At 42.7% G+C, this 21,690-nt stretch carries 27 protein-coding genes; 20 read left to right on the top strand and 7 right to left on the bottom strand.

Annotated elements, in window-relative coordinates; translation table 11 throughout:
- The first annotated feature begins 6 nt into the window (after positions 1-6).
- The 7 genes from ctaD to ACGTNI_RS07430 all read left to right on the top strand — a co-directional run bounded on the left by ctaD (position 7) and on the right by ACGTNI_RS07430 (position 6,297).
- On the top strand, positions 7-1,866 hold the full coding sequence (gene ctaD, locus ACGTNI_RS07460; RefSeq protein WP_085508003.1) for a cytochrome c oxidase subunit I: 1,860 nt from the start codon (positions 7-9) through the stop codon (positions 1,864-1,866).
- A complete protein-coding gene (locus tag ACGTNI_RS07455) occupies positions 1,863-2,486 on the top strand; it encodes a cytochrome (ubi)quinol oxidase subunit III (RefSeq protein ID WP_085508005.1) in 624 nt (207 codons plus the stop codon). The genes ctaD and ACGTNI_RS07455 overlap by 4 nt, the downstream gene beginning before the upstream one ends.
- 3 nt (positions 2,487-2,489) lie before the next feature.
- Positions 2,490-2,807, top strand: coding sequence for a cytochrome c oxidase subunit IVB (ctaF, locus tag ACGTNI_RS07450; RefSeq protein ID WP_085508007.1), 318 nt, complete (start codon positions 2,490-2,492; stop codon positions 2,805-2,807).
- A gap of 168 nt (positions 2,808-2,975) precedes the next feature.
- On the top strand, positions 2,976-3,884 hold the full coding sequence (gene ctaG / locus ACGTNI_RS07445; protein ID WP_394461208.1) for a cytochrome c oxidase assembly factor CtaG: 909 nt from the start codon (positions 2,976-2,978) through the stop codon (positions 3,882-3,884).
- 191 nt (positions 3,885-4,075) lie between these two features.
- Positions 4,076-4,531, top strand: coding sequence for a DUF420 domain-containing protein (locus tag ACGTNI_RS07440; RefSeq protein WP_085508013.1), 456 nt, complete (start codon positions 4,076-4,078; stop codon positions 4,529-4,531).
- A 102-nt stretch (positions 4,532-4,633) separates the two neighbouring features.
- Complete coding sequence (locus ACGTNI_RS07435) at positions 4,634-5,137, top strand: GNAT family N-acetyltransferase (RefSeq protein WP_394461206.1); 504 nt, start codon at positions 4,634-4,636, stop codon at positions 5,135-5,137.
- Entirely contained in the window at positions 5,134-6,297 is a 1,164-nt protein-coding gene (locus ACGTNI_RS07430; RefSeq protein WP_394461204.1) for a GNAT family N-acetyltransferase, read from the top strand. The genes ACGTNI_RS07435 and ACGTNI_RS07430 overlap by 4 nt, the downstream gene beginning before the upstream one ends.
- An 84-nt stretch (positions 6,298-6,381) precedes the next feature.
- Here the strand turns inward: ACGTNI_RS07430 and ytvI are convergent, their stop codons facing one another.
- Both ytvI and ACGTNI_RS07420 read right to left on the bottom strand, forming a co-directional pair.
- The gene (ytvI, locus tag ACGTNI_RS07425) at positions 6,382-7,440 is read right to left on the bottom strand and encodes a sporulation integral membrane protein YtvI (RefSeq protein ID WP_394461203.1); all 1,059 of its coding nucleotides are present in this window, start codon (positions 7,438-7,440) and stop codon (positions 6,382-6,384) included.
- A gap of 141 nt (positions 7,441-7,581) precedes the next feature.
- A complete protein-coding gene (locus tag ACGTNI_RS07420; protein ID WP_394461201.1) occupies positions 7,582-7,953 on the bottom strand; it encodes a YugN family protein in 372 nt (123 codons plus the stop codon).
- 180 nt (positions 7,954-8,133) lie between these two features.
- Here ACGTNI_RS07420 and ACGTNI_RS07415 point away from each other — a divergent pair, with 180 nt between their 5' ends.
- Together ACGTNI_RS07415 and ACGTNI_RS07410 are read left to right on the top strand one after the other, a co-directional pair.
- Positions 8,134-8,562 carry a CBS domain-containing protein gene (locus tag ACGTNI_RS07415; protein WP_085508023.1) on the top strand — a complete coding sequence of 143 codons (429 nt, stop codon included), beginning with the start codon at positions 8,134-8,136 and terminating at the stop codon, positions 8,560-8,562.
- 317 nt (positions 8,563-8,879) lie between these two features.
- On the top strand, positions 8,880-9,962 hold the full coding sequence (locus ACGTNI_RS07410; RefSeq protein WP_394461198.1) for a CAP domain-containing protein: 1,083 nt from the start codon (positions 8,880-8,882) through the stop codon (positions 9,960-9,962).
- Here the strand turns inward: ACGTNI_RS07410 and ACGTNI_RS07405 are convergent.
- The gene (locus ACGTNI_RS07405; protein WP_085508027.1) at positions 9,959-10,297 is read right to left on the bottom strand and encodes a hypothetical protein; all 339 of its coding nucleotides are present in this window, start codon (positions 10,295-10,297) and stop codon (positions 9,959-9,961) included. The genes ACGTNI_RS07410 and ACGTNI_RS07405 overlap by 4 nt on opposite strands.
- A gap of 87 nt (positions 10,298-10,384) precedes the next feature.
- Between ACGTNI_RS07405 and ylbD the strand changes: the two genes are divergently transcribed.
- From ylbD to ACGTNI_RS07390, 3 genes are read left to right on the top strand one after another with little or no spacing between them, the layout of a single operon-like run.
- On the top strand, positions 10,385-10,780 hold the full coding sequence (ylbD, locus tag ACGTNI_RS07400; protein ID WP_394461196.1) for a spore coat protein YlbD: 396 nt from the start codon (positions 10,385-10,387) through the stop codon (positions 10,778-10,780).
- Between the two features lie 6 nt (positions 10,781-10,786).
- Entirely contained in the window at positions 10,787-11,023 is a 237-nt protein-coding gene (locus tag ACGTNI_RS07395) for a YlbE-like family protein (RefSeq protein ID WP_062445697.1), read from the top strand.
- 57 nt (positions 11,024-11,080) lie between these two features.
- Positions 11,081-11,518, top strand: coding sequence for a YlbF/YmcA family competence regulator (locus ACGTNI_RS07390; RefSeq protein ID WP_085508031.1), 438 nt, complete (start codon positions 11,081-11,083; stop codon positions 11,516-11,518).
- Position 11,519: 1 nt separating this feature from the next.
- On the opposite strand, the gene ACGTNI_RS07385 is transcribed toward ACGTNI_RS07390, so the two are convergent.
- Positions 11,520-11,849, bottom strand: coding sequence for a hypothetical protein (locus tag ACGTNI_RS07385; protein ID WP_085508033.1), 330 nt, complete (start codon positions 11,847-11,849; stop codon positions 11,520-11,522).
- Positions 11,850-12,001: 152 nt separating this feature from the next.
- Here ACGTNI_RS07385 and ACGTNI_RS07380 point away from each other — a divergent pair, with 152 nt between their 5' ends.
- Positions 12,002-12,277: a YlbG family protein gene (locus ACGTNI_RS07380; RefSeq protein ID WP_085508035.1), complete on the top strand. Its 276-nt coding sequence runs from the start codon at positions 12,002-12,004 to the stop codon at positions 12,275-12,277.
- A 289-nt stretch (positions 12,278-12,566) separates the two neighbouring features.
- Here ACGTNI_RS07380 and ACGTNI_RS07375 read toward each other — a convergent pair whose 3' ends face one another.
- Positions 12,567-12,956, bottom strand: coding sequence for a DUF7147 family protein (locus tag ACGTNI_RS07375; RefSeq protein ID WP_394461193.1), 390 nt, complete (start codon positions 12,954-12,956; stop codon positions 12,567-12,569).
- Positions 12,957-13,410: 454 nt separating this feature from the next.
- Between ACGTNI_RS07375 and rsmD the strand changes: the two genes are divergently transcribed.
- Both rsmD and coaD read left to right on the top strand, forming a co-directional pair.
- Entirely contained in the window at positions 13,411-13,959 is a 549-nt protein-coding gene (gene rsmD, locus ACGTNI_RS07370) for a 16S rRNA (guanine(966)-N(2))-methyltransferase RsmD (RefSeq protein ID WP_394461191.1), read from the top strand.
- 12 nt (positions 13,960-13,971) lie between these two features.
- A complete protein-coding gene (gene coaD / locus ACGTNI_RS07365; protein WP_394461189.1) occupies positions 13,972-14,451 on the top strand; it encodes a pantetheine-phosphate adenylyltransferase in 480 nt (159 codons plus the stop codon).
- A 43-nt stretch (positions 14,452-14,494) separates the two neighbouring features.
- Here coaD and spoVV read toward each other — a convergent pair whose 3' ends face one another.
- Positions 14,495-15,709 carry a dipicolinic acid transporter SpoVV gene (gene spoVV / locus ACGTNI_RS07360; RefSeq protein ID WP_394461186.1) on the bottom strand — a complete coding sequence of 405 codons (1,215 nt, stop codon included), beginning with the start codon at positions 15,707-15,709 and terminating at the stop codon, positions 14,495-14,497.
- A gap of 169 nt (positions 15,710-15,878) precedes the next feature.
- Here spoVV and ACGTNI_RS07355 point away from each other — a divergent pair, with 169 nt between their 5' ends.
- Positions 15,879-16,661, top strand: coding sequence for a patatin-like phospholipase family protein (locus ACGTNI_RS07355; protein ID WP_394461184.1), 783 nt, complete (start codon positions 15,879-15,881; stop codon positions 16,659-16,661).
- Position 16,662: 1 nt separating this feature from the next.
- Positions 16,663-17,688, top strand: coding sequence for a SepM family pheromone-processing serine protease (locus ACGTNI_RS07350; protein ID WP_394461182.1), 1,026 nt, complete (start codon positions 16,663-16,665; stop codon positions 17,686-17,688).
- 40 nt (positions 17,689-17,728) lie between these two features.
- Here the strand turns inward: ACGTNI_RS07350 and ACGTNI_RS07345 are convergent, their stop codons facing one another.
- Positions 17,729-18,961, bottom strand: a complete 1,233-nt coding sequence (locus tag ACGTNI_RS07345; RefSeq protein WP_394461180.1) for a nucleotidyltransferase — start codon at positions 18,959-18,961, stop codon at positions 17,729-17,731.
- A 250-nt stretch (positions 18,962-19,211) separates the two neighbouring features.
- Here ACGTNI_RS07345 and ACGTNI_RS07340 point away from each other — a divergent pair, with 250 nt between their 5' ends.
- The 3 genes from ACGTNI_RS07340 to ACGTNI_RS07330 all read left to right on the top strand — a co-directional run bounded on the left by ACGTNI_RS07340 (position 19,212) and on the right by ACGTNI_RS07330 (position 20,914).
- Positions 19,212-19,736, top strand: a complete 525-nt coding sequence (locus ACGTNI_RS07340; protein ID WP_394461178.1) for a YceD family protein — start codon at positions 19,212-19,214, stop codon at positions 19,734-19,736.
- Between the two features lie 46 nt (positions 19,737-19,782).
- A complete protein-coding gene (rpmF, locus tag ACGTNI_RS07335) occupies positions 19,783-19,956 on the top strand; it encodes a 50S ribosomal protein L32 (RefSeq protein WP_028782672.1) in 174 nt (57 codons plus the stop codon).
- A gap of 187 nt (positions 19,957-20,143) precedes the next feature.
- The gene (locus ACGTNI_RS07330; protein WP_394461175.1) at positions 20,144-20,914 is read left to right on the top strand and encodes an enoyl-CoA hydratase/isomerase family protein; all 771 of its coding nucleotides are present in this window, start codon (positions 20,144-20,146) and stop codon (positions 20,912-20,914) included.
- Positions 20,915-21,690 lie beyond the last annotated feature (776 nt).

Here is a 21,690-nt window from a genome sequence, read left to right as displayed (position 1 = left end):
AAAAGCGTGAGTACTGCAGTAGCGCAAAAGAAAGGCTTCGGCGCTTTTATGTGGGATTACTTAACGACGGTCGACCATAAAAAGATTGCGCATCTTTATCTTGTCGCCGGTGGTTTGTTTTTCCTATTGGGCGGCCTGGAAGCTATGATTATCCGGATTCAGCTGATTAAACCGGACAATGAATTCATCAGTGCAGGTTTATACAACGAAATGATTACGATGCATGGTACAACCATGATCTTTTTGGCAGCGATGCCATTACTATTCGCATTAATGAATGCCGTGGTTCCACTTCAAATTGGGGCACGAGATGTAGCATTCCCGTTTCTTAACTCATTAGGTTTCTGGCTGTTCTTTTTTGGCGGTCTGATCCTTAACTTTTCCTGGTTTATGGGTGGAGCGCCTGATGCCGGGTGGACAGCTTATGCTCCATTATCCACAACTTCCCCTACACATGGGGTAGACTTCTATGTGATGGGTCTTCAGATTTCAGGTGCCGGTACATTGATCGGTGGTATCAACTTCCTGGTGACAATCGTCAATATGCGTGCGCCAGGTATGAGCTATATGCGTATGCCACTGTTCACCTGGACAGTATTTGTCACAAGTACATTGATTCTGTTTGCATTCCCGGCTTTGACAGTCGGTTTGTTCTTGATGATGTTTGACCGTATGTTCGGGTCCGTCTTCTTTGATGTCGCATCCGGCGGTAACGTCATTATCTGGGAGCATTTATTCTGGATTTTCGGTCACCCGGAAGTTTACATTTTGATTCTTCCTGTGTTCGGTGTCTTCAGTGAAGTGTTCTCTACATTTTCCAAAAAACGTCTGTTTGGGTATTCCGCCATGGTGTTTGCAACTGTGTTGATCGGTTTCCTAGGGTTCATGGTTTGGGCTCACCACATGTTCACAACAGGTATGGGGCCGGTTGCCAACTCTATTTTCGCTGTAACTACAATGGCGATCGCTGTTCCGACAGGTATTAAAATCTTTAACTGGTTATTTACCATGTGGGGCGGAACAATTCGAATGACAACAGCAATGCTTTGGTCGGTAGCATTTATTCCGACATTTACTATCGGTGGTATGACTGGTGTCATGCTTGCAGCAGCTGCTGCTGACTATCAGTACCACGATACGTATTTCGTTGTTGCTCACTTCCACTACGTCATCGTAGGTGGGGTTGTATTCGGTATTTTCGCTGCTTTGCATTACTGGTGGCCGAAAATGTTCGGTAAAGTTCTGAACGAAAAGCTTGGAAAATGGGCATTCTGGCCATTTTTCATCGGTTTCCATTTGACATTCTTCATCCAGCACTTCCTTGGTCTGATGGGTATGCCTAGACGTTACTGGAAGTTCCTTGATGGGCAAGGGCTTGATACTGGAAACCTGATCAGTACGATTGGTGCTTTCTTCATGGCGCTTGGTGTCATCATCTTCCTATGGAATGTCATCTATACAGCTATGAAAGAGCCGAAAGCATCTGCCGATCCATTTGATGGACGTACACTGGAATGGTCTATTCCTTCACCGCCTCCATTTTATAACTTTAAACAGACACCTTTGGTACGTGGTCTGGATGCGTTATGGATTGAGAAGTCGGAAGGTAAGAAAGCAATGACACCAGCTGAGCCGCTTGGAGATATCCATATGCCTTACGGTTCCATCATTCCTTTTGTGATGTCCTTCGGGCTGTTCATTGCAGGTTTCGGTTTCATCTACCAAGTCGATAATCCTGTCTGGTTGTCTCTTGTATTCATTGGTATGGGTATTACACTTGGTTCCATGTTCGTCCGTTCTGTAAAAGACGACCTTGGTTATCATATCCATAAAGAAGATCTGGAAAAGGGGGATGGCCAGGTATGAGTAACGAAGATATTTTAAATCCGAAACAAATGCCCCACGAACCGGAAAAAGCCACCCTTGAAGGTAAAAATAAATTCCTGGGATTCTGGTTTTTCCTTGGGGGAGAAACAGTTTTATTCGCAAGTCTATTCGGTACCTATCTGGCATTGAATGATTCTACTGCTGGTGGGCCAGGTACGGAGGAATTGTTTGGCCTGGAGCTCGTATTTGTCATGACCATGCTGTTATTGACAAGTTCTTTGACAAGTGTCTATGCCATGTATCACATGAAAAATAATAACTTTTCCAAGATGATGGTCTGGCTTGGAGTAACAGTTGCTCTAGGTTTTACTTTCCTTGGATTTGAGATTTATGAATTCTATCACTATATTCATGAATATGAATTTACTTTCCGGTCTTCTGCGTTAGGGTCAGCTTTCTATACACTCGTCGGTTTCCACGGGGGCCACGTACTATTCGGTCTTCTTTGGATTCTTACATTAATGGGCAGGAACGCCAAGCGTGGTTTGAACCTGTACAATGCTCCAAAGTTTTATATTGCCAGCTTGTACTGGCACTTCATCGACGTCGTTTGGGTATTCATCTTTACAGTTGTATACCTGATGGGAAAGGTGGGTTAATCAATGGCAAAAGACACCAATTCCACTCATAACGAGTTTGAAAAAGCAGAACATAAACAAGAGATGCAGCATCAGGTAATCAGTTTTGTCATGATGATCATTTTTACTATCGCAGCTTTTGCGTTAGTGGTCAGTGATGTCAGTAAATATTTCACGATACCAATCATTCTGCTGTTGGCAGTAGTCCAGGTCGTATTCCAGCTTTATTATTTCATGCATATGAAAAATAAAGACCATGAAATGCCGGCATTGATGATTTATGGAGGAATCGCGGTAGCGTTCATGACAATTCTTACATTCACAACGATTATTTGGTGGTAAGAATAAGCTTTATGAGATCGGGACAATTTGTTCCGATCTCTTTCTTCAATTAGGGAAAGATTTTGTCTTTTTTGTGAACATTTCAGCGATCAGGTAAAAATAGTCGAGAATTTCAGCGGATTTAGTTAAAATAGGGTTATAACAACAGACCAATATGGAGTGAACATTATGTGGTTAGAATTACAGATATTCGGGTTCCGGGCACTGTGGAGTCCTTACTATTTTTTATTTATATTGCTATTGGCCGGGCTTTACTATTACATTACCGGTCCAGGCCGCCATCACTTCACGGATGAAGGGCGCCCGACTGGGAAGCAGCAGGCCTTGTTCTATACGGGTTTAATCGTCTTGTATATTATCAAAGGATCGCCAATTGATTTGCTTGCCCACATCATTTTTACGGCACATATGACGCAAATGGCTCTTTATTACTTATTGTTCCCAATATTAATCATTAAAGGGATTCCTAAATGGATGTGGAAGAAATTATTCCATATCCCGGTAGTTCGTCCGATTTTATTGCTCCTTTCTAAGCCGTTGATTGCCTTGTTATTATTCAATGCTTCATTTTCACTTTATCACCTGCCATCGGTATTCGATTACGCGAAAACCGGGGAGTTTGCTCATGCAGGCATAACCCTTGGTATTTTGTTTACTGCCTTTTTGATGTGGATGTCCGTTTTTCCTCCACTGGAAGAATTGGATCGCCTCAGTGAGCTATTGAAAATTGGTTATATCTTTGCCAATGGCGTATTGATTACACCGGCATGTGCTTTGATCATATTTGCAGACGCTCCATTATACGCGACATTTACGGAAGGAGGACCATGGGTGCAAGCTTTGAGCCTATGTGTTCCTCAAGATGTATTAAATGGGATGGCTGGACTGAAAATGAGCGGGCCTGAGCTGTTCTCTCCGTTATCTTTATTAGATGATCAGCAGAGTGCAGGCATTATTATGAAAGTTGCCCAGGAGATCATTTTCGGGGCTATTATCGCAAAGATCTTCTTCACCTGGTTCAACAAAGAGCGGGACATCATCGATCCGGTGCCAGCACATATAACCCAAGATTCTTGATAGCCTGGAAAGCTTTCCTGACTTGTCAGGAAAGCTTTTTTTCATACTTTATGAAAAGCTGAAGGTTGTCTTAACCGGTACGATGATAATGTTCTGCGATTTTCTGGAGTTATTTAACAAACTTGTGCATTTTACTTATCTTTATTAGTATGAAAGAGTATCAGGATTTTGCTTGAAGGGAATGACCGTCTATGCCTTTACTGCCAACAATCAGCACATTATTTATTGCTATAAGCGGTACGCTTGTAGCGATTGGATGGGTGCTGATTGCTAAAGGACACCGTCGCCGTCACCGGCAAGTGATGTTGTCCGCGGCCATCAGTGCCCTATTATTTTTTATTATTTACTTAACTAGAACTATTTTAGTTGGAAATACAAGCTTCGGCGGACCTGAAGGGGTAGAGACGTACTATACCATCTATATGATTTTCCATATCATATTGGCTACCACAGGTGCGATCTTCGGCTTAGTAACACTGAGGCTTGCTTTGAAGCGTAATATCTCTAAGCACCGTAAACTAGGGCCAGTCACCAGTGTGATTTGGTTTTTCTCAGCTGTTACCGGTGTCATTGTATTTTTCCTTCTATACATCATCTACGAACCCGGCGAAACAACGAATGTTTTTCGAGCAATTTTCGGTTTCTAATCAGGAGAGTCGCATGGAGTCCAAAACGGTTTCATGCGATTTTTTTATTCTTTAGGTAAAGTAAACAATGAATACCGGAAACGAAGAGAGGAGAAGGTTCATTTGTTTTTAGAAACAAAAAGGCTTCAGGCTCATGCGATGACTCAGCAGGATGCACAATGGCTGATCAATGAAAGGAATAGGTTTTTTCAGGAAAATCACTTGATTAAAACCACTGAGTGGCCAGGTAATGGTCTGCTCGCTCTGCTTCCTTTTTATACAGAAGCCGTGGAAGCAAAAGAACTGGAAGCCGGCTTCGGTCCCTGGTATTTGATTGAGAAACCAATCAGGAAAGTAATCGGTAATGTTAACTTGAAGAGTGCAGATAAGGGAGAGCAAGTGGAGATAGGCTATACGATTGTTCCATCTGCAAGGGGAAAGGGCTTTGCCCAAGAAGCGGTAGCAGCAGTATCTGATTGGGTCTTCACGCGAAAAGTCGCTGTTATTACTGCTCAATGTGATCAATCCAACCTTCCTTCGTTACGAGTACTAAAGAACACAGGTTTTAAAATTTATGGTCGTGAGGATACCATATTATTTTTTAAGAAAGTGAGGAACAGTAGATGAGTGAACTGAAAAAAATCACAGACACGAACTATGATGATTGTTTGAGGTTAGGTGAGAACGCTTTTAATTATACATTGACGCAAACTCAAATAGAAGACAGGAAATGGCAGATGGATAAGCAGGATATTTATGGAATATTTGATGAAGAAAAACTGGCTGCTAAACTTCATCTTCATTCGTTACATGTAACATTAAATGAACAGATGATTAAAATGGGTGGTATTGCCGGTGTGGCAACATGGCCGGAAGACAGGAGGAAAGGATATGTCGGAGCACTGATGAAGCATGCTTTGCTTACAATGTACGAACAGGGAACATCCCTTTCCATGCTTCATCCATTTTCTATACCGTTTTATCGGAATTATGGCTTTGAGCTCACGCAACATACTTACACATATAAAGGGAAACTGGAACATCTTATTTCAGGGAAGACCCCTGAGAAGGGAAAGTTGAAGCGAATACATAAGGAAGATGCAGCCCGCCTGTTGAATCCTGTTTATGAACAGGCAGCATCAGACTATATGCTGATGCTAAAGCGGGAACCATGGTGGTGGGAGCGGCGGGTCATCTCGGAAAATACCCAGATCATCGCTTACGAAGCATATGGAAAAATAGAAGGTTACCTGCTGGCGGAAATGAAAAGAGACCGCCTGGTGATCGAAGAGTTCATTTACCAAAGTAACGAGGCATTCACAGGTCTATTGCAATGGATGAAGAATCATGATTCCATAACAGGCGATATCGAACTCTCTATGCTTCCAGGTGATTTGGACGCGTTTCATTTTGCCAATCCTTCTTTCAAGGAAGTAAGAAAACCATACTTTATGGCAAGAATTGTAGATGTGGTTAAATTCTTTGAGGAGTACCCTTTTGTGAAACAGGGGAACGGTTCACTTAAGTTGAAGGTCACAGACCGCTATGCACCATGGAATGAAGGGGTATGGGTATGCACACTTACTGATGGCAACATGGAGGTTGAGAAGACAACAGGTGGTGCGGATATAGAAATGGACATCCGGACTCTCTCCGCTGTTGTCCTAGGAAGTCTTTCTGTAGAGAAAGCCGCTTTTATGAACAAATTGTCAGGGGCATCAGACAGTTTGACGCTGCTGACGAACTGGCTTCCAAAAAATAACCCGGCATTTCTTGATTTTTTCTAAACCGATAAAAAAAGCTGAACCATTTTGTCTTATTACAGACTTATTGGATCAGCTTTTTTTTATACCCAGTAATATTCTGTTATATCATATTTTGAAGTTCCAGCGGATAATGCCAGCTTCTTTGGCTGAATTAAAGGCAATTAAAATTAATGGTCCGAGAATGAAACCCATAATCCCCATCAATTGAAGACCGAGAAACATGGCAACCAATGTCGCCAGTGGAGACAGACCGATATGTCTTCCCATCACTTTCGGTTCTACAGTACGGCGGATGGCAAGGAGCAGCACGGCTAAGATAGCAAGTTTCGTACCTGCCACTGCGTCCCCGGCAAGGTACATATACAATGACCAAGGAGCTAAGATGACAATCGAACCGATGATCGGGATGAAGTCAATAGCCCATATGATTAGAGCCATGACTACGGCAACCTCGGGTGAGATAAACAATAAGCCGATTAAGGTTACTATAAAAATGATGATACTTACAAGAAATTGGGCTTTTAAAAAACCGAATACCACATAAGATAAACGAGCATTCATGAATTTCACTTTTTCGGATGTTTCTTCTGTCATAAATTCGTACGTATTTTCTTTCAGCCTTGGCATTTCAAGCATGAACAGGAATAACGCGATTAAATAGACGATAAAACTTACGAGATACTCTGGAATTTTAGCAAATACTTTCGTTATGTTTTCGATGGTAAGCGTATCTGTTATGGTTTCACTGAGATTTCTCACATTGCTTTGCATACCTGCAGTGATTTCTGTTACAAACTCATCCGGCAGGTCTTGGGCATAGCGGTCGATGCTTTCTTCCCAATTCTGTACCATCTGGTTGATCTGTTTCACATATGTCGGTGCATTTTCTGCCACATGCGCTACTTGGGTTACTGTTTTGGTGACTACAAATGTACCGAGTATACTGATCAGTAATAAAAAGAGAAGAAAGGTGATGATGACCGCCAATTTCCGCTTCATGCGGAAACGGAATTGCATCATCCGGATGGCCGGATTAAGAAACAAAGCGGTCACGAAAGCCATAATTAAAGGGACAGATACTGGCAGTAGGAAATAAGCCGCAATGATGAAGAGTAAGGTAATTACAATCAAGATCCATTGACGTTTTGTAAGGTAGTGGAACAATTTGTTTATGTATCTCCTTTCCTAAATAACACCTATAATTCAAAATATAGCAAAGTCTTGAGTGTTTGAACAGTTAATGAGTGTAAGATGTTAAAAAACCGCAACCTGACTAGTTAGTTAGGATGCGGTATCAGTTATTGCTTAAACCACTTCTTGATGATTCTTGATATCCCCGGCAGCTCTTTCGACTAACTTAGCTGCACGGTCCATCAAGTCCTTAGAAAAGCCTTCCTGCTCTCCATATTCAACCCCGTGAGGATAGTAGTGGCGGCCTAGTAAAGGTGTCAGCATTTTGAAGACAGCGTTTCCTGCATCTACATCTCCTTCAATTGCATAACCCTGTACACGCACATAATAAGTAATATTCTTTTCAGGTGAGCCGATTTTGTAATCATAGGTGACGCGTTCGTAATCCCATTGCCCGCCACGGATAAAGCCGGCTTTGTTCATGACATGATGAAGAGCTTTTTGTTTAATGACTAAACCTTCGATACCAGTACCTTCTAGTTTCATTCCAAACACCTCTCAAAAATTGTATGTAGTTAAGATTATCATAGTATGAAATTGAGCACGTTGCAATTCATTATACTATAAATCGTTTAACGTTGCATGCAAACTTTCTTTCGTTTTGGATAAACTACCTGATGAATGGACAGTTATGACTGTCTTTTTATTAGAAGGAGGGTACAAATAATGAAATCAGTTCGTGAAGTGATGACTTCAGAAATTTCATCCTGTACAGCAGATGATCACTTATTCGATGCAGCAACATTGATGAAAGAAAGAAATGTAGGTGCTGTGCCTGTAGTAGGAAGCAATCAGGAGCTGCTTGGTATGGTGACGGACCGCGACTTAGTCATTCGTGGCTATGCCAATAAAAAGCCTGGTTCTACCCCGATCCAGGAAGTAATGAGTGACAAGCTTTATCATGTTACGCCAGATGCCACTTTGCAGGAAGCAAGTGAAGTAATGGCAGACCACCAGGTACGTCGACTGCCGGTAGTCGAACAAGGTAAACTTGTAGGAATTCTTTCTTTAGGCGACTTGTCACTGGATGATATGTCCGATCAAGCGGCAGGAAAAGCCTTAGAAGAAATCTCCGAACGTCCAGAAGTGCATTAATCTCTTAAACACGAGCCTGTGATGCGGGTTCGTGTTTTTTTGTGCCTAGCTATGTTAAATTACAGAGTTGATTTTCCATTTAAGCTCCCTTTAATGGAAGGCTCAGTTTCGAGACTTTAGATAGCGATTATGGTGGCTGGGAAAACGGATCGCTTTCCGTGGGTAATATCAATAGCAAACAGAGTTATGGTAATAAAGAACTGTTTCTGATGCGGTTAGGATAGTCATAAATAGTTGCAGGTTCGACTATACTGATGGTAAAAATATAGTAGCATCTGTGATAGAATCCACATGATTTAAAATAAGGGAGAGAAGACATGAATCTGATACGCCTCGTCCTGCTGGTTTTGATAGCTGGGGGAATCTACCTGGCAGTTACAGGAGATTTCGCTGATGGAAAACTTGAAAAAGGGCTGCAGAAAGGAAAGGATGCTGCAGTAAAGCTTGCTGAAATGTTAGAAGAAGATCAATCACAAGAACCACCTGATACAAGCGAAGAAGAGGAAAGCTTGTCTATTGAAGGGGATATGTATAAATGGATCGGTAAAGACGAACAATCCTTGATCGAGGAGTACGGAGAGCCGGAGCGAAAAGACCCAACCGCTTATGGCTATACTTGGTGGGTTTATAATCAGGATTCCGATAAGTATTTACAATTCGGAATCGATGAGGAAAAGATTGTGACCTGGTTTCTGACAGGAGACGAGACGAACGCTGATCCACTTACCATTGGTGATGAGTATCAAGCGGTTCAATCCCAGCATGATTTTGAAAAAGAAGTCTCTTATAAAAAAGGTGTGGAACAATACACTTTTCAATTATCCGAGGATGATTTGAAGACCCGGCCGCTGGTACAATTAAGTCACAGTGTTTATGCCCAGCTTTATTTCGACACCTTTACTGAACAGCTTTCATCTATTCGCGTCATGAATTATGAAGTTCTGTTAAAACAACAGCCATATCAGATTTCTTATCGGGGAAAACTGCCCAAGGAAACAGTATTGGAGGAAGACTGGGAAGCAATTGAAGAAGCGAGGGAGCGACAAATCTTTGATATAACCAACCGCTACCGGCACCGGTTTGGTAAAGGTGCGTTGGAGTGGTCGGAGCCTGTAGCAGAAGTGGCTTTCAAGCACAGTAAGGATATGAGGGATAATAATTATTTCTCTCATTATACACCGGACGGCGTTGGGCTGCAGGAACGGTTACAGGCTGATGGAGTGACCTACTCGCGTGCTGGTGAAAATATAGCCGCCCAATATCCGGATGCTGCTGCAGCTATGGAAGGATGGTTGAATAGTGAAGGTCACCGGGAAGCCCTGCTTCATGATAACTATTCCCATCTTGGCGTCGGCGTCTACAAAGACTACTATACGCAAAACTTCCTGGTGCCTCGTTAAAAATAAAATGTAGAATGATGCCATTCGCCAGATAACCGGACATGTTCCCCGGTACGGAACCCAGCCTTCTCATGGTCAGAGGATGCGGGTTCTTTTTTTATCGCTTTCACTCTTCCTTGCTTACTATCGACCCACAATTCCGTAACCAGCAGATAAAGGTCCTGGTAAAACTTTTCTTTATAAGAGACGGTTCGGAGGATTCTCCCCTCCAGAATAGCACCGGATGTAACTTTTCCGTATGTTCGCCATTCCTGTTCATATTTTTCCCGTTCTCTTTTTGTACGCAGATAAAAATAAAAAATAAGGATAGGAACCACTACGGATGCAATGAACATATAAATCCTCCTCGTCCTCCCCGCACATTTTATAGGCGTGGGCATAGGCTGATAACAGGTAATCCTTGAGTAAAAGAGGTGCAGCATATGGTAAGCAACAAGCTTCATCCAAGTGTTGAACAGTTCCGAGAATTCGTAAATAATCACCCGAAACTGAAAAAAGAGCTGCGCAGTAATCGTGAAAATCTCCAACACTATTATGAAAAGTGGCTTCTATTAGGAGAAGATGACCCTTTCTTTGATGATTATCGAAGCGATGACCATCACGATCAATCACAAGAGAAGAAGTCAACAGATAAAAAGGAATGGATGAACCAGTTTGTACACATGGTCGACCAGGTCAATTGGGAAAATATCAATGGCCATATCCATCACTTGAATGGCGCGCTTGGAAATCTGCAGACACTGGTAAAGCAGTTTCAGGAAATGAAAAGCTCCCCTAAAGGCCCAGGTAACAACAATTTTCCGTTTTTAAAGGACTGATCTGAATTGCAAGCAGAAAACTATCGTTTTTTACAGGAGAATGAGGAACGCCTGGCTTTCATTCGCATGAATCCTGAATGGTACAGAAAGTTGACAAGAGACCCAGGACAGCAGACAGTCTTTGATAAAGAGATGAAACGGTTCTTTGGACGGACACCGATTCAGCGCGTGGAAAAAATCGGGAACCAGCTGCAAATGATGAATATGCTGGTTCAGATGGCCAGAGCTATGAAAGATGAATAACCTGGTGCATTTCTTTCTACTATCATATTTGATATGATAGTAGTGGAGGTGAAACAAATGCTGGCCACGATGGAAATCGTCGATTTGTTGGATTCCTCTGAGCAAATCGGGCAAATGATTTTGCAATCAGAGGTCATGGAGGACTACCAATCCGCAAAAAAGCAGCTGGAAGAAGACGATCAGGCACAACGGCTGATTCATGACTTTCAACAAATCAAAGATCAATATGAAGATGTGGAGCGGTTTGGCCGCTACCATCCTGATTACTACCGTATAATGAAAGAGGTCCGATCCGTAAAACGGGAAATGGACATGAATGATAAAGTTGCCGCTTTCAAGATGAAAGAACGGGCACTCCAGAAGCTTCTTGATGAAGTGAGTCAACTTGTGGCCTTCAGTGTTTCAGAAAATATCAAGGTACCTCGTGATGGCATGGCCCTAACTGACAGCGGCTGTGGATGCGGTACTGGCGGAGGCTGTGGGTGCGCCTCCTGATTCATAAGGGATCAGTGAAACGGATGCAGTCATCACAAAGGTTTCCGCAACAGAACATTTTACGCTGAGGGACCAGAAATCGGACCCTATACACATAGAACGCTTGGCTTTTGCGAACGAAACTCATCGCAAGAGTCAGGCGTTTTCCTTTCATAGCACCTGCTGCAGAGCGTTTCAGGAGCTCTTCCAATTCCTGCTGCGAGGTTTCCGGCCGGGGTTGGATATAAATGAAAGGGAGGCCGGTAAAGGATTTCACTTCAAAGGTACGGATGCTTTCTGCTTCTTTCATATAGTTGATAAATTTCTCCCATGCACGTTCGTGATCCGTCATTCCCATCTCTCCATTCCTGCACCGCGTTTATTCTATCCTATCTTTCCCACCTGCGTTTTTCAATAACAAGCAAATCCTATGCCACAATAATTGCCTGAAAATTATAATTCTGATACACTTGCTGTAAATGCCTATAAAAGCGAGGAAAAACTATGAACGTCGAGCGACAAGGTATGGTCATTTATTTTCAGCATATGAAGAACTTAAGACAAATAAAAAAGCATGGTCATTTGATCTATGCTTCCAAAAAGAGCAAGTATGCCATTTTATACGTAGATAAAGAGCAACACGAAGATACGATGGAAAAACTCGAACGTTTTCCGTTCGTCTCGAGAGTGGTTCCTTCCTATAAGCCGGAGGTAAAAACAAACTACGAAAACGCAAAGCCAGATAAAGCTAAACAATACGATTACAAAATGGGAATATAAGAACAAAAGCGCAAGCGCCTTGCTCACCCCCGACAAGCTTAAGCCAATCCTCGCCGTGACGTTTTTTGTCACAGAGAGGATTGGCTTAAGACCTCGAGGGGGTAGGCGCTGGAGCTGGATGGGACCAACCACGTAAAGTTATCCACAAAAAGAAAATTTTATAATTTCCTAGACATCAAAAAAGCCAGTCTGCCTGCTATAGGTGAGACTGGCTTTGTTATTGGCCTGGATTACTCAGTTTTTTGATGCGGACAAGCCATGAAAAGGCCGGTAAATGTAGACTATGAATCTAAGTTAATGGTGCAATATAACGATTCATCCTTAGGATACCGATCAGATGCTGATAATAAAGAGCTGTCTCATAAAATTGATCGGAAGACTTCACTGTAAGAGGAATGATAGACTTATCCAGACGGACTGCGAGCTGTTCAAACATTTGATAACGTTGTGTTTTCTTTTCTTCAGGATCCGGAATACCTTCCCGGCAGATATAAATCGGCTGGAATTTATCATCGCCTGATGGATGGAGAACGACAGCGAGTGAAACGACAGGCTGTCCATTCTTAATTGTAGCAAATGTCATCAGGTGTTTAATGCGGTCAGCCATCCGGTCCCCGATTTCAATCAGTTCATACAAGTCAGCGGTTCCTTCTCCCAGTTCAATGAATTTTTGATTCATGTATATGCCACCTCATTTTATGTAATGTGTCCCGCATTTACTTTAGCATGTAATACAGAAGTTGTGAACGGTTAAGTATAGCAACGACTTACCTTCGAGGAAAAACAAAAATAGGGCTGCCCGGTAAACGGACAGCCCGTCTTTTTGTTTCTGACTTGGAGAAACAAAAAGCAAAGGGAGAGGAGAAACCGGAGGAAGGCTTATGGGGATGTAAGCCTTCTCCGTCTTCTAAAGCAGTAAGCCATTGCTTCCTGCTTCATTGGTTATTATGAACGCTACAACAGGAATTTATACAAAAATTTTTCCTTATTTTTATTAGCAATGGGAGAAGTTTCACGAAGAAGAAAGTTTGTGGTAGGATAATGTAGAATGACTTGGCATCACCAATCCTTGTTCCAGGTTATTTTAAAAAAAGAAATTAGCTGATAACTGTTCTACATAAGGAGGATATCTTGTGAGAGTGATTGCTGGAGAACATAAAGGAAGACAGCTGCGTCCGGTCCCTAACCGCCTTACTCGTCCGACAACGGACAAAGTTAAGGAAGCATTATTCCAAATCATTGGTCCTTTTTTCGAAGGCGGCCAGGCACTTGATTTATTCGCAGGAAGTGGCGGTCTTGGCATCGAAGCATTGAGTCGGGGGTTGGACCATTGTGTTTTCGTCGATAAACATCCAAAAGCAATTCAGACGATATACGAGAATTTGAAGTCGCTTAATATAGAAGAGCAGGCAGAGGTATTCCGAACAGATGCTTTCCGTGCTATGAAAGCTGCCGGTAAACGTGGCTTGAAGTTCGATATCATTTTCCTTGACCCTCCCTATCAGCAAGTATCCTATGAAAAACTGGTGGAAGCGATCAGGGAACATGATCTGTTGAAAGACGAAGGTATCATCATATGTGAACATGATGCCGATGAACACTTGCCTGATGAGCTGGCTGGTGTACCTTTAATGAAACATGAAGTCTATGGTGGCACGATTGCCATCAGCATATACCGATGAGGAGGATATAGTATGACACGTCTAGCCATTTGTCCTGGCAGTTTCGACCCGATTACATATGGACATCTCGATATCATCCAAAGAGGTGCCAAAGTTTTTGATCATGTCATTGTAGCCGTATTTAATAACCAGTCAAAAGCCCCGCTTTTCGATGTGGAAGAACGAAAGGCATTGATTGAAGAAGTGACTAAAGACATTGAAAACGTTTCCGTTGATTCCTGTGGGGGGCTATTGATGGAATACGCCCAAAGCAAGAACGCACAGGCGATTCTTCGCGGGCTGAGAGCCGTCAGTGATTTTGAATACGAAATGCAAATCACCTCGATGAACAGGAAACTGAATGAAGAGATTGAAACCTTTTTTATGATGACAAATAATCAATACTCGTTCCTGAGCTCGAGCATAGTCAAAGAGGTAGCAAAGTATCAGGCGTCCGTTTCTGATCTCGTGCCGCCTCCAGTAGAAGCCGCGTTAAAGAATAAATATTCTTGATAATGAAAAAACCTGCCGTCAACGATTGGCAGGTTTTCCTTGATTATTTAAAGAAATGACTTGTTTTACGCTGTTTCCAAAGGATGAGACAACCGGCCATCAGGCTGGCAATGGTAATGATAGGACCGTAATGCGAGAGCTGTTCCAGGACATGCATCGGCCACCCAGATTCTTTAATTTTTGAAAGCACTGGTATAGCACCTGACGATCCCTCGGTTTGGGAGGCATATAGCGGCTGGAATAGTAAAATACATAATACACTCGCGAAGAGGCCATGCATCAGGCGGCCCAGGAAATATGGATAAAAACGTATATCTGTCTCCGCCAGGATGCTTGCGACTTGAGCCTGGACGGAAAAACCATTGAAGCCAAGGATAAAGCTGACAGCGACAGCTGCAAACAGCATTTCGACTCCTGATTGGGAAATCATTTGAGAACCCATGGTAATTTCCATCAAGCCAGAGAAAATCGGGATACTTAATACTTCCGGCAAATGCAGGAAAGTTAATAAAAAAGTAAAGCTGGCCGCAATTATTTCGGTGACTCCTGTAACGAACAACAGTTTATTTAATACAGAAAAAATGATGATGAACCCGCCAATCATCAATAATGTCTGAATCGAGGACAATACAGCATCACCGAATAGTTTTCCAAAGGGACGCTCGTCCTTTATCCTAGTTTCGTGCAGCTCCCGGAATGCCCGTTTGATCGAGAAACGCTCATGATTAGCTTTGGAGCTTTTATCTTTACGGTGGTAATAGCGCATGACTATTCCGACCATCGTGTTGCCGCCATAATGGCTTACCGCGAGGAGCATTCCTAATACAGGATCATTAAAAAAACCAACAGCTATCGCCCCAAAAATGAACAATGGATTCGAAGCGTTTGTAAAGGAAACCAAACGCTCTGCTTCAATTCGGGTTAATTGTTTTTCCTGTCTGAGACGGGCGGTGATTTTAGCTCCGGAAGGGTACCCGCTGGCCATGCCCATTGCCCATACGAAGCTCCCGGCACCGGGGACATTGAACAGCGGCCGCATGATCGGTTCGAATAAGACACCGATAAAGGTCACTACACCAAACCCGATCATCAATTCTGAAATGATAAAGAAAGGGAGCAGAGAAGGAAAGACAATTTCCCACCACATATTCAGACCACGGATGCTGGCAGATAAAGCCTGGTCGGGGTATTGAATTAGCAGAATAGCAAAAAGAATCGTTATAAGGGCGAGTATGAAAGATTTGATTTGTGACTTCATGTCCGCCTCCTCAAGAAAAACGTTCAGATTTCTGTACTTCTATTTTTATCCATAGTAGAATGTTTACAATTAAGACAAGCATACGTTCGTCTTTTAAAGATATGCACATAGTGCCTTCTGATATGCCATAAAATAGAAGTAAAATAACGACACCAGGGAGAGATCAGGAGTGAAACGTCCAAAAATTGGTCTGGCATTAGGTTCAGGTGGAGCGAGAGGCTTTGCCCACCTGGGAGTGTTGAAGGCTCTTCATGATAACAATGTTCCGATCGATATAATTGCCGGGAGCAGCATGGGGGCACTTGTAGGTGCATTTTATGCAGCTGGTCAGAAAATTGATGACTTATATAAGTTGGCAGCAACGTTCAAACGGAAGTATTACCTTGATTTCACTGTCCCGAAAATGGGTTTCATTCAAGGGAAAAGAATCAAAGAATATATAAGACTATTCACGTACAACAAGAATATCGAGGACTTCGTTGTTCCGATGGGAGTGGTGGCCACTGACCTGTATGCAGGAAGCAAGAAAGTATTCACGAAGGGAAATGCGAGTAATGCGGTACGTGCCAGTATTAGCATTCCGGGTATTTTTGTGCCGGAAAAAATTGAAGGTCGATTGTACATAGATGGCGGTGTCATTGACCGGGTACCTGCTTCCGTCGCAAAGGACATGGGAGCGGATATGGTGATAGCTGTAGACTGTGCCCATTTCAGCGGAGATGCTGAAATACATTCGATCTATGATGTAATAACCCAAAGTATTGATATTATGCAGGATGAACTCGTCAGTCATTTAGGTGTTTCAGCAGATATCATGATTCGTCCTGATGTCTCCAGGTTCAGTACACGAGCATTTACGGATATTGAAGAGATTGTAGCAGAGGGAGAGAAAGCAGCAGTAGACCAAATCAGCAAGATCAAGGGACTGTTGGCAAATTGGAAGGAGTCATAGCATGAAGTTAAGCAGGCGTTATATTATAACAGCAATCATAACGATCTTATTAGCATTGTTTCTAGGTGGTTACCGGCTGCCATTTTATATTTATAAACCGGGAGGAGCGGAAGAACTCAACCCTGTCGTCCAGGTGGAAGGCGCGTATGACAGCTCAGGAGAAATGCACCTGGTGACAGTAAGAGGAGGACAGGCGACACCGATCCAGTACTTACTGGCAAAGGTAAGATCTTATCATCAAATTTATCCGATAGAAGATATCCGGCCGGAAGGCATTTCTGAAAGCGAATATTATCATGCCCAGCTGCAGATGATGGAGACCTCACAGGAAGCTGCCCAGGTAGTGGCCTATCAAGCGGCAGACAAAGATATCGACATTCAGTATGAAGGCGTCTATGTGATGAACTTACTTAAAGGTATGCCAGCCGAAAAGGAATTGAAGCCGGGAGACAGAATCATTCAAGTGGATGATACGAAAATAAACGAATCCAGTGACCTGGTGGAATACGTAGAAAAAATGGGTGCAGGAGATTCTGTAGAACTTACGCTTGAAAGGGAAGGCGAAGAAATGGTCAAAGAAATCGAATTGGCTCCTTTCCCGGATCAGAAAGAAAAAGTAGGCGTCGGTATTACCCTTGTTACGGACCGGAGTGTGGAGGTCAATCCTAAAGTTCAATTCAAGAGCGGGGAAATAGGCGGTCCTAGTGCCGGTCTGATGTTCTCCCTGGAAATTTATGATCAGCTGACTGATGAGGATATAACAAAAGGTTATATGGTTGCTGGTACGGGTGAGATTTCCTATGAAGGGGAAGTAGGAAGGATTGGCGGGATTGATAAAAAAGTATTGGCCGCAGACAGAGAAGGCGTTGATATTTTCTTTGCTCCTAATGAAGGTGGCAAAGAAGGATCAAATTACGACATAGCAAAGAGGACAGCAGAAAAGATTGATACTTCCATGAAAGTTGTTCCGGTTGATACCTTCCAGGAAGCCCTCGACTACCTGGAACAATTAGAACCGAAAGCATAAACGAAAAAAGACCTGGCAGCTATGTATGCCAGGTCATTTTTCATTTATCTTGGATGGCATGTACCCGGAGCGGGGGCTGTAATTCCTGTTGCAGCATATATTGTTTCAGTCGAGCTGGAAAGATACTGTAGTAGGCGTTCGAAGCTCGTTCATCTATCTTTAATAGCGGGTCGTCCATTTGCTGGATTTGATTGATGTATGGTACGTCAGCATCTTTACGTACTTCTTTCAAATAGGACTGCCCTGTTGCATTCATGCCGAGAATCCGCACATAAGGCATTTTTTCAAGTGAAAGCAAGGCCTCTGCTTCATCTTTTTTTGTGTTGCATAAGATATGGGTGAACATCCGTTGCAGCCTGGTCCAGGTGTACCGTTTTGTTTTCATACCTTCCATCAGTTCCCGGAAAGTTCCGGCTTGTTTGGCAACCCGTTTCATTCTGTTTTCCAGTCCCTCTTCAACCGTATGGATGTTCCTTAACTCTGTCGCACTCATGGTTAGGATACGATAATGCAAAAAGGGAAAATATAATTCCCAATCATGCCACTGGTGTGTTTTTCGCTTATAGTCGCTCAGCACAGTTCTTGTTGTTACAGGGAGGGCTTGTTCAGCTATATCCGTGATGGATCTGGCAGACAAAAGCTCCTTACGAATACTTGTGGCACTTGCGATTTCGCCGGTGATGGTTTCATCATGGTAGTCACTACTGATTCTCTGGATTGTCGCTGCTTTTACTTCTGGAGCATATTTGAGCAATTGTTTGACATAACTAAAACCAAGTATATTATTCGGTTTGGCTAAATCGACTTCTCCCTCGGTCAGTCCGATAGACTGGTAAGCGTGTCTTGCCGCCTCCGGAAAAGATAGCCCGGAGGATAACAATTCATGCAGCTTACTGTCAAATTCTTTTTGAGAGGATGCGTATACTTCAGCAGCTTCTGTGAAGCTCGTGATATTTCCATGTTCACTCCCGAAGCATAAGGCGTCAATACCAAGCTCTTTTAAGGTCAGAACAGCCCCCTTGCTGAATAAGTCACTATGCTCCACAGCAAACAGGGAAGGAAGTTCCACTACCAGGTCGACTCCTGATTCCAGTGCGGCCCTGGCTCTTGACCACTTATCTATGATAGCCGGCTCACCACGCTGCAGAAATGGCCCGCTCATGACAGCAATCATACATGCAGCGCCTGTTTCTTTTTTGGATTGTTCCAGATGGTGAAGATGTCCATAATGAAAAGGGTTATATTCAACCACCAGTCCACATGCTTTCATCATAACCGTTCCTTTCCTTACAATAGTATGTATTCCGTATTATTGACTGTTTAGACTTATTGTAGCAAAAATATCCAGGCCATGTAGTGCAATGATTCGCCAATAAGGTTTCAGATGTGTTATTTTAGTAAAACATGATATAAATGCGGGGCAGAAATCCAGGCACTTCCGCTTTTCGTGTGTGTAAAGAAAATATGTTGACAAAAGGTTAAATTATATTTACAATTACTCTTGTTGCCATGAGGTGATATTAATGAAATTTCCGCTACAAAAGCTCAAGCAAGCTGGTGATGAGCCGTTTGTATTTGAAGATGATGTAGATATTAGTGAATTAGAAGAAATGAAAAATGATATTCGGCAGCTGCCGCCAGTCCAAGTCAAAGGGCAGGCGACGATGCAAGGGGAAGAGATTACTTTTCAATTTACCATTGATGGAACGATGATCCTCCCATGTGCCCGCACACTGGTAGATGTTGAATATCCATTTCACGTGGATGCCATAGAAGTCTTTTCCACGTCACCTTTTTATGAGGAAGAAGATGAATCAGAAATTCATCCAGTTGATGGAGAAGTTCTTGACTTGACGCCTTATATAAAGGAAAATGTACTCTTGGAGGTTCCTTTTCGCGTGTTTTCCGAAAAACAGGAAGCATATGATCAGGCACCACAGGAAGGTCAAGGCTGGCAACTGGTCACAGAGGAAGCCAAGGAGAAAAAAGTGGATCCTCGAATGGCTAAACTGCAATCATTACTCAATGATAACCAAAAAGAAGACTGAGAAAATCCCTATAGAGATTTTCGATCGATTGAAGGAGGTGTAGAACATGGCAGTACCAAAGCGTAAAACTTCTAAAAAAGTGAAGAACCAACGTCGTACCCACAAAAAACTTCACGTACCAGGTATGGTGGAATGCTCCAACTGTGGAGAATACACGAAGCCTCACCATGTTTGCAAATCTTGTGGACATTATGATGGAAAGCAAGTTGTCGAACAATAAGCATGGAAAAAGATGTCTGATATCATTTCAGACATCTTTTTTATACCTTTATCAATGTTTAACTTTGTTAACAGATTAAATAGAAAGACATAATACTTTGAAAATATAGAGTTTCTGATGAAAACTTGGCGGGAAGCCAAGTTTTTTATATATAATGGATGTTAGTAGTATGCAGGAGGAGATTGCTATGAGTTATGAGACGATTACATATGAAAAGTTTCCGTCTGGTTTTGCAAAGATTACATTAAATCGTCCAGACAAAATGAATGCTGTTTCTAAGCAGATGACGGCTGAACTCTCTGAAGTGCTGAAACAGGCCAGAGAAGAAGAAAGCTTGAAATGTCTAGTTGTTACCGGTGAAGGAGGTCGGGCTTTTTGTACTGGAGGAGACTTAAAAGATTTACATGGCGACTTGAACGCCAGTGAAGCCTTCCAGGTCTTATATCCAATGAAAGAAGTCCTCTATCAACTTGCATCCTTCCCAGTCCCTACAGTTGCGGTGTTAAATGGACAGGCTCGTGGCGGAGGTTGTGAAATTGCTACGGCATGTGATTTCCGCTTTGTCGTCCGAAATGCTTCGTTTGGATTTGTCCAGGGGAAATTGGGCATCACCCCTGGCTGGGGTGGAGGTGCGCTGTTATATGAAAAAATCCGCCCCGAATTCGCTTTCCAATGGTTGGTAGAAGCGGAAATGTATAGCAGTAAGCGTGTCGCTGAGATTGGCTGGGCACATCGTCTGATAGAGAGTGAAGAGCTTGAGAGCCTGGAACAGCTGCTCTCCGGTTTTCTTGATAAATCCATCGAACAAATGAAAGTATGGAAGAGGCAGTACGATAAAAAACTATCGATGCTTGCTATGTCTCCCGTTATGGATGAAGAAGTACGTGCCTGTGCGCAGCTATGGGAATCAGAAGAACATAAACAGGCTGTCAACCGATTCATGAACCGCCGCTCCTGAATCAACTCACCAGCCTATTCAATTAAAAGGCCGAAAAGTCGAAGACTTGATTTCGAGATGTTATATGAGGGGAAGAGGTGTTGGGGAACAACTCGCTTTCCGTGGGCGAGTGATGAGCCTCCTGATATGAACGAAACTGTCAAGGCTCCCACTCTCCAAGGTTTTTTAAATTATTTTTGGGCAATTTTAAGAAGAGAAGCTGTTCTGGCTTCTTTCTTTGGTTACTCTTATTAGCCATTCTGGCTAAATTATCTCTTACCTTTAGCTTACCAATTACCTCTCACCTCGCAGAAGGGCTGTCAAGTGTATTCCTTGACTGGTCTTCTGCGAGGTGAGACCCTACTTTAAAGCTAAAGATAACGTCGGTTCGTCCCTCCTTTTATCCCTTTTAAACAGTTGAATAGAGGGTAAGAACACGGCACGAAGGCAAAAATCTCTACTGCGGTTTGCATTCTGATATCCGTGGGTTTTCACAATTTATCTTTCCGTATAAAGGACTAATCCACTAACTCGAGACGTGCGTTATCCTTATAGAAATAGCACAGAGGAGGCACGTGGGTTTTCCTTTCCGGTATTACTCTTTGCCTTCGAGCCCTATTCTCATCCATCTATCTAATTTAAATGAAGCTTATAATGAATTCAGTTAAAACTCTACATTTCAAATGTTTGAAACATCTTCTAACTCTTGAGTGATCGCCCAAACAAAACCAGCTAATTCTCTAGCCACTGCAGTAATAGCTTTACCGCTTTCTTTACCTCTGGATAATAATCGATAA

Source organism: Thalassobacillus sp. B23F22_16 (assembly GCF_043496955.1).
Taxonomy (GTDB): Bacteria; Bacillota; Bacilli; order Bacillales; family Halobacillaceae; genus Thalassobacillus; species Thalassobacillus devorans_A.
The sequence above is the reverse complement of the archived record's forward strand: the minus strand, read 5'-3'. Positions and strand labels throughout refer to the sequence as shown.

Bases quoted from the DNA above. Each gene is read 5' to 3' on its own strand.
- ACGTNI_RS07415 (WP_085508023.1), top strand. From the start codon at position 8,134: ATGAAATCAGTTCGTGAAGTGATGACTTCAGAAATTTCATCCTGTACA.
- ACGTNI_RS07330 (WP_394461175.1), top strand. From the start codon at position 20,144: ATGAGTTATGAGACGATTACATATGAAAAGTTTCCGTCTGGTTTTGCA.
- ACGTNI_RS07420 (WP_394461201.1), bottom strand. From the start codon at position 7,953: ATGAAACTAGAAGGTACTGGTATCGAAGGTTTAGTCATTAAACAAAAA.
- ACGTNI_RS07350 (WP_394461182.1), top strand. From the start codon at position 16,663: ATGAAGTTAAGCAGGCGTTATATTATAACAGCAATCATAACGATCTTA.
- ylbD (WP_394461196.1), top strand. From the start codon at position 10,385: ATGGTAAGCAACAAGCTTCATCCAAGTGTTGAACAGTTCCGAGAATTC.
- coaD (WP_394461189.1), top strand. From the start codon at position 13,972: ATGACACGTCTAGCCATTTGTCCTGGCAGTTTCGACCCGATTACATAT.
- ACGTNI_RS07345 (WP_394461180.1), bottom strand. From the start codon at position 18,961: ATGATGAAAGCATGTGGACTGGTGGTTGAATATAACCCTTTTCATTAT.
- ACGTNI_RS07390 (WP_085508031.1), top strand. From the start codon at position 11,081: ATGCTGGCCACGATGGAAATCGTCGATTTGTTGGATTCCTCTGAGCAA.
- ctaF (WP_085508007.1), top strand. From the start codon at position 2,490: ATGGCAAAAGACACCAATTCCACTCATAACGAGTTTGAAAAAGCAGAA.
- ACGTNI_RS07430 (WP_394461204.1), top strand. From the start codon at position 5,134: ATGAGTGAACTGAAAAAAATCACAGACACGAACTATGATGATTGTTTG.
- spoVV (WP_394461186.1), bottom strand. From the start codon at position 15,709: ATGAAGTCACAAATCAAATCTTTCATACTCGCCCTTATAACGATTCTT.
- ctaG (WP_394461208.1), top strand. From the start codon at position 2,976: ATGTGGTTAGAATTACAGATATTCGGGTTCCGGGCACTGTGGAGTCCT.
- ACGTNI_RS07380 (WP_085508035.1), top strand. From the start codon at position 12,002: ATGAACGTCGAGCGACAAGGTATGGTCATTTATTTTCAGCATATGAAG.
- ACGTNI_RS07440 (WP_085508013.1), top strand. From the start codon at position 4,076: ATGCCTTTACTGCCAACAATCAGCACATTATTTATTGCTATAAGCGGT.
- ACGTNI_RS07375 (WP_394461193.1), bottom strand. From the start codon at position 12,956: ATGAATCAAAAATTCATTGAACTGGGAGAAGGAACCGCTGACTTGTAT.
- ACGTNI_RS07410 (WP_394461198.1), top strand. From the start codon at position 8,880: ATGAATCTGATACGCCTCGTCCTGCTGGTTTTGATAGCTGGGGGAATC.
- ACGTNI_RS07385 (WP_085508033.1), bottom strand. From the start codon at position 11,849: ATGACGGATCACGAACGTGCATGGGAGAAATTTATCAACTATATGAAA.
- ACGTNI_RS07405 (WP_085508027.1), bottom strand. From the start codon at position 10,297: ATGTTCATTGCATCCGTAGTGGTTCCTATCCTTATTTTTTATTTTTAT.
- ACGTNI_RS07340 (WP_394461178.1), top strand. From the start codon at position 19,212: ATGAAATTTCCGCTACAAAAGCTCAAGCAAGCTGGTGATGAGCCGTTT.
- ACGTNI_RS07455 (WP_085508005.1), top strand. From the start codon at position 1,863: ATGAGTAACGAAGATATTTTAAATCCGAAACAAATGCCCCACGAACCG.
- rpmF (WP_028782672.1), top strand. From the start codon at position 19,783: ATGGCAGTACCAAAGCGTAAAACTTCTAAAAAAGTGAAGAACCAACGT.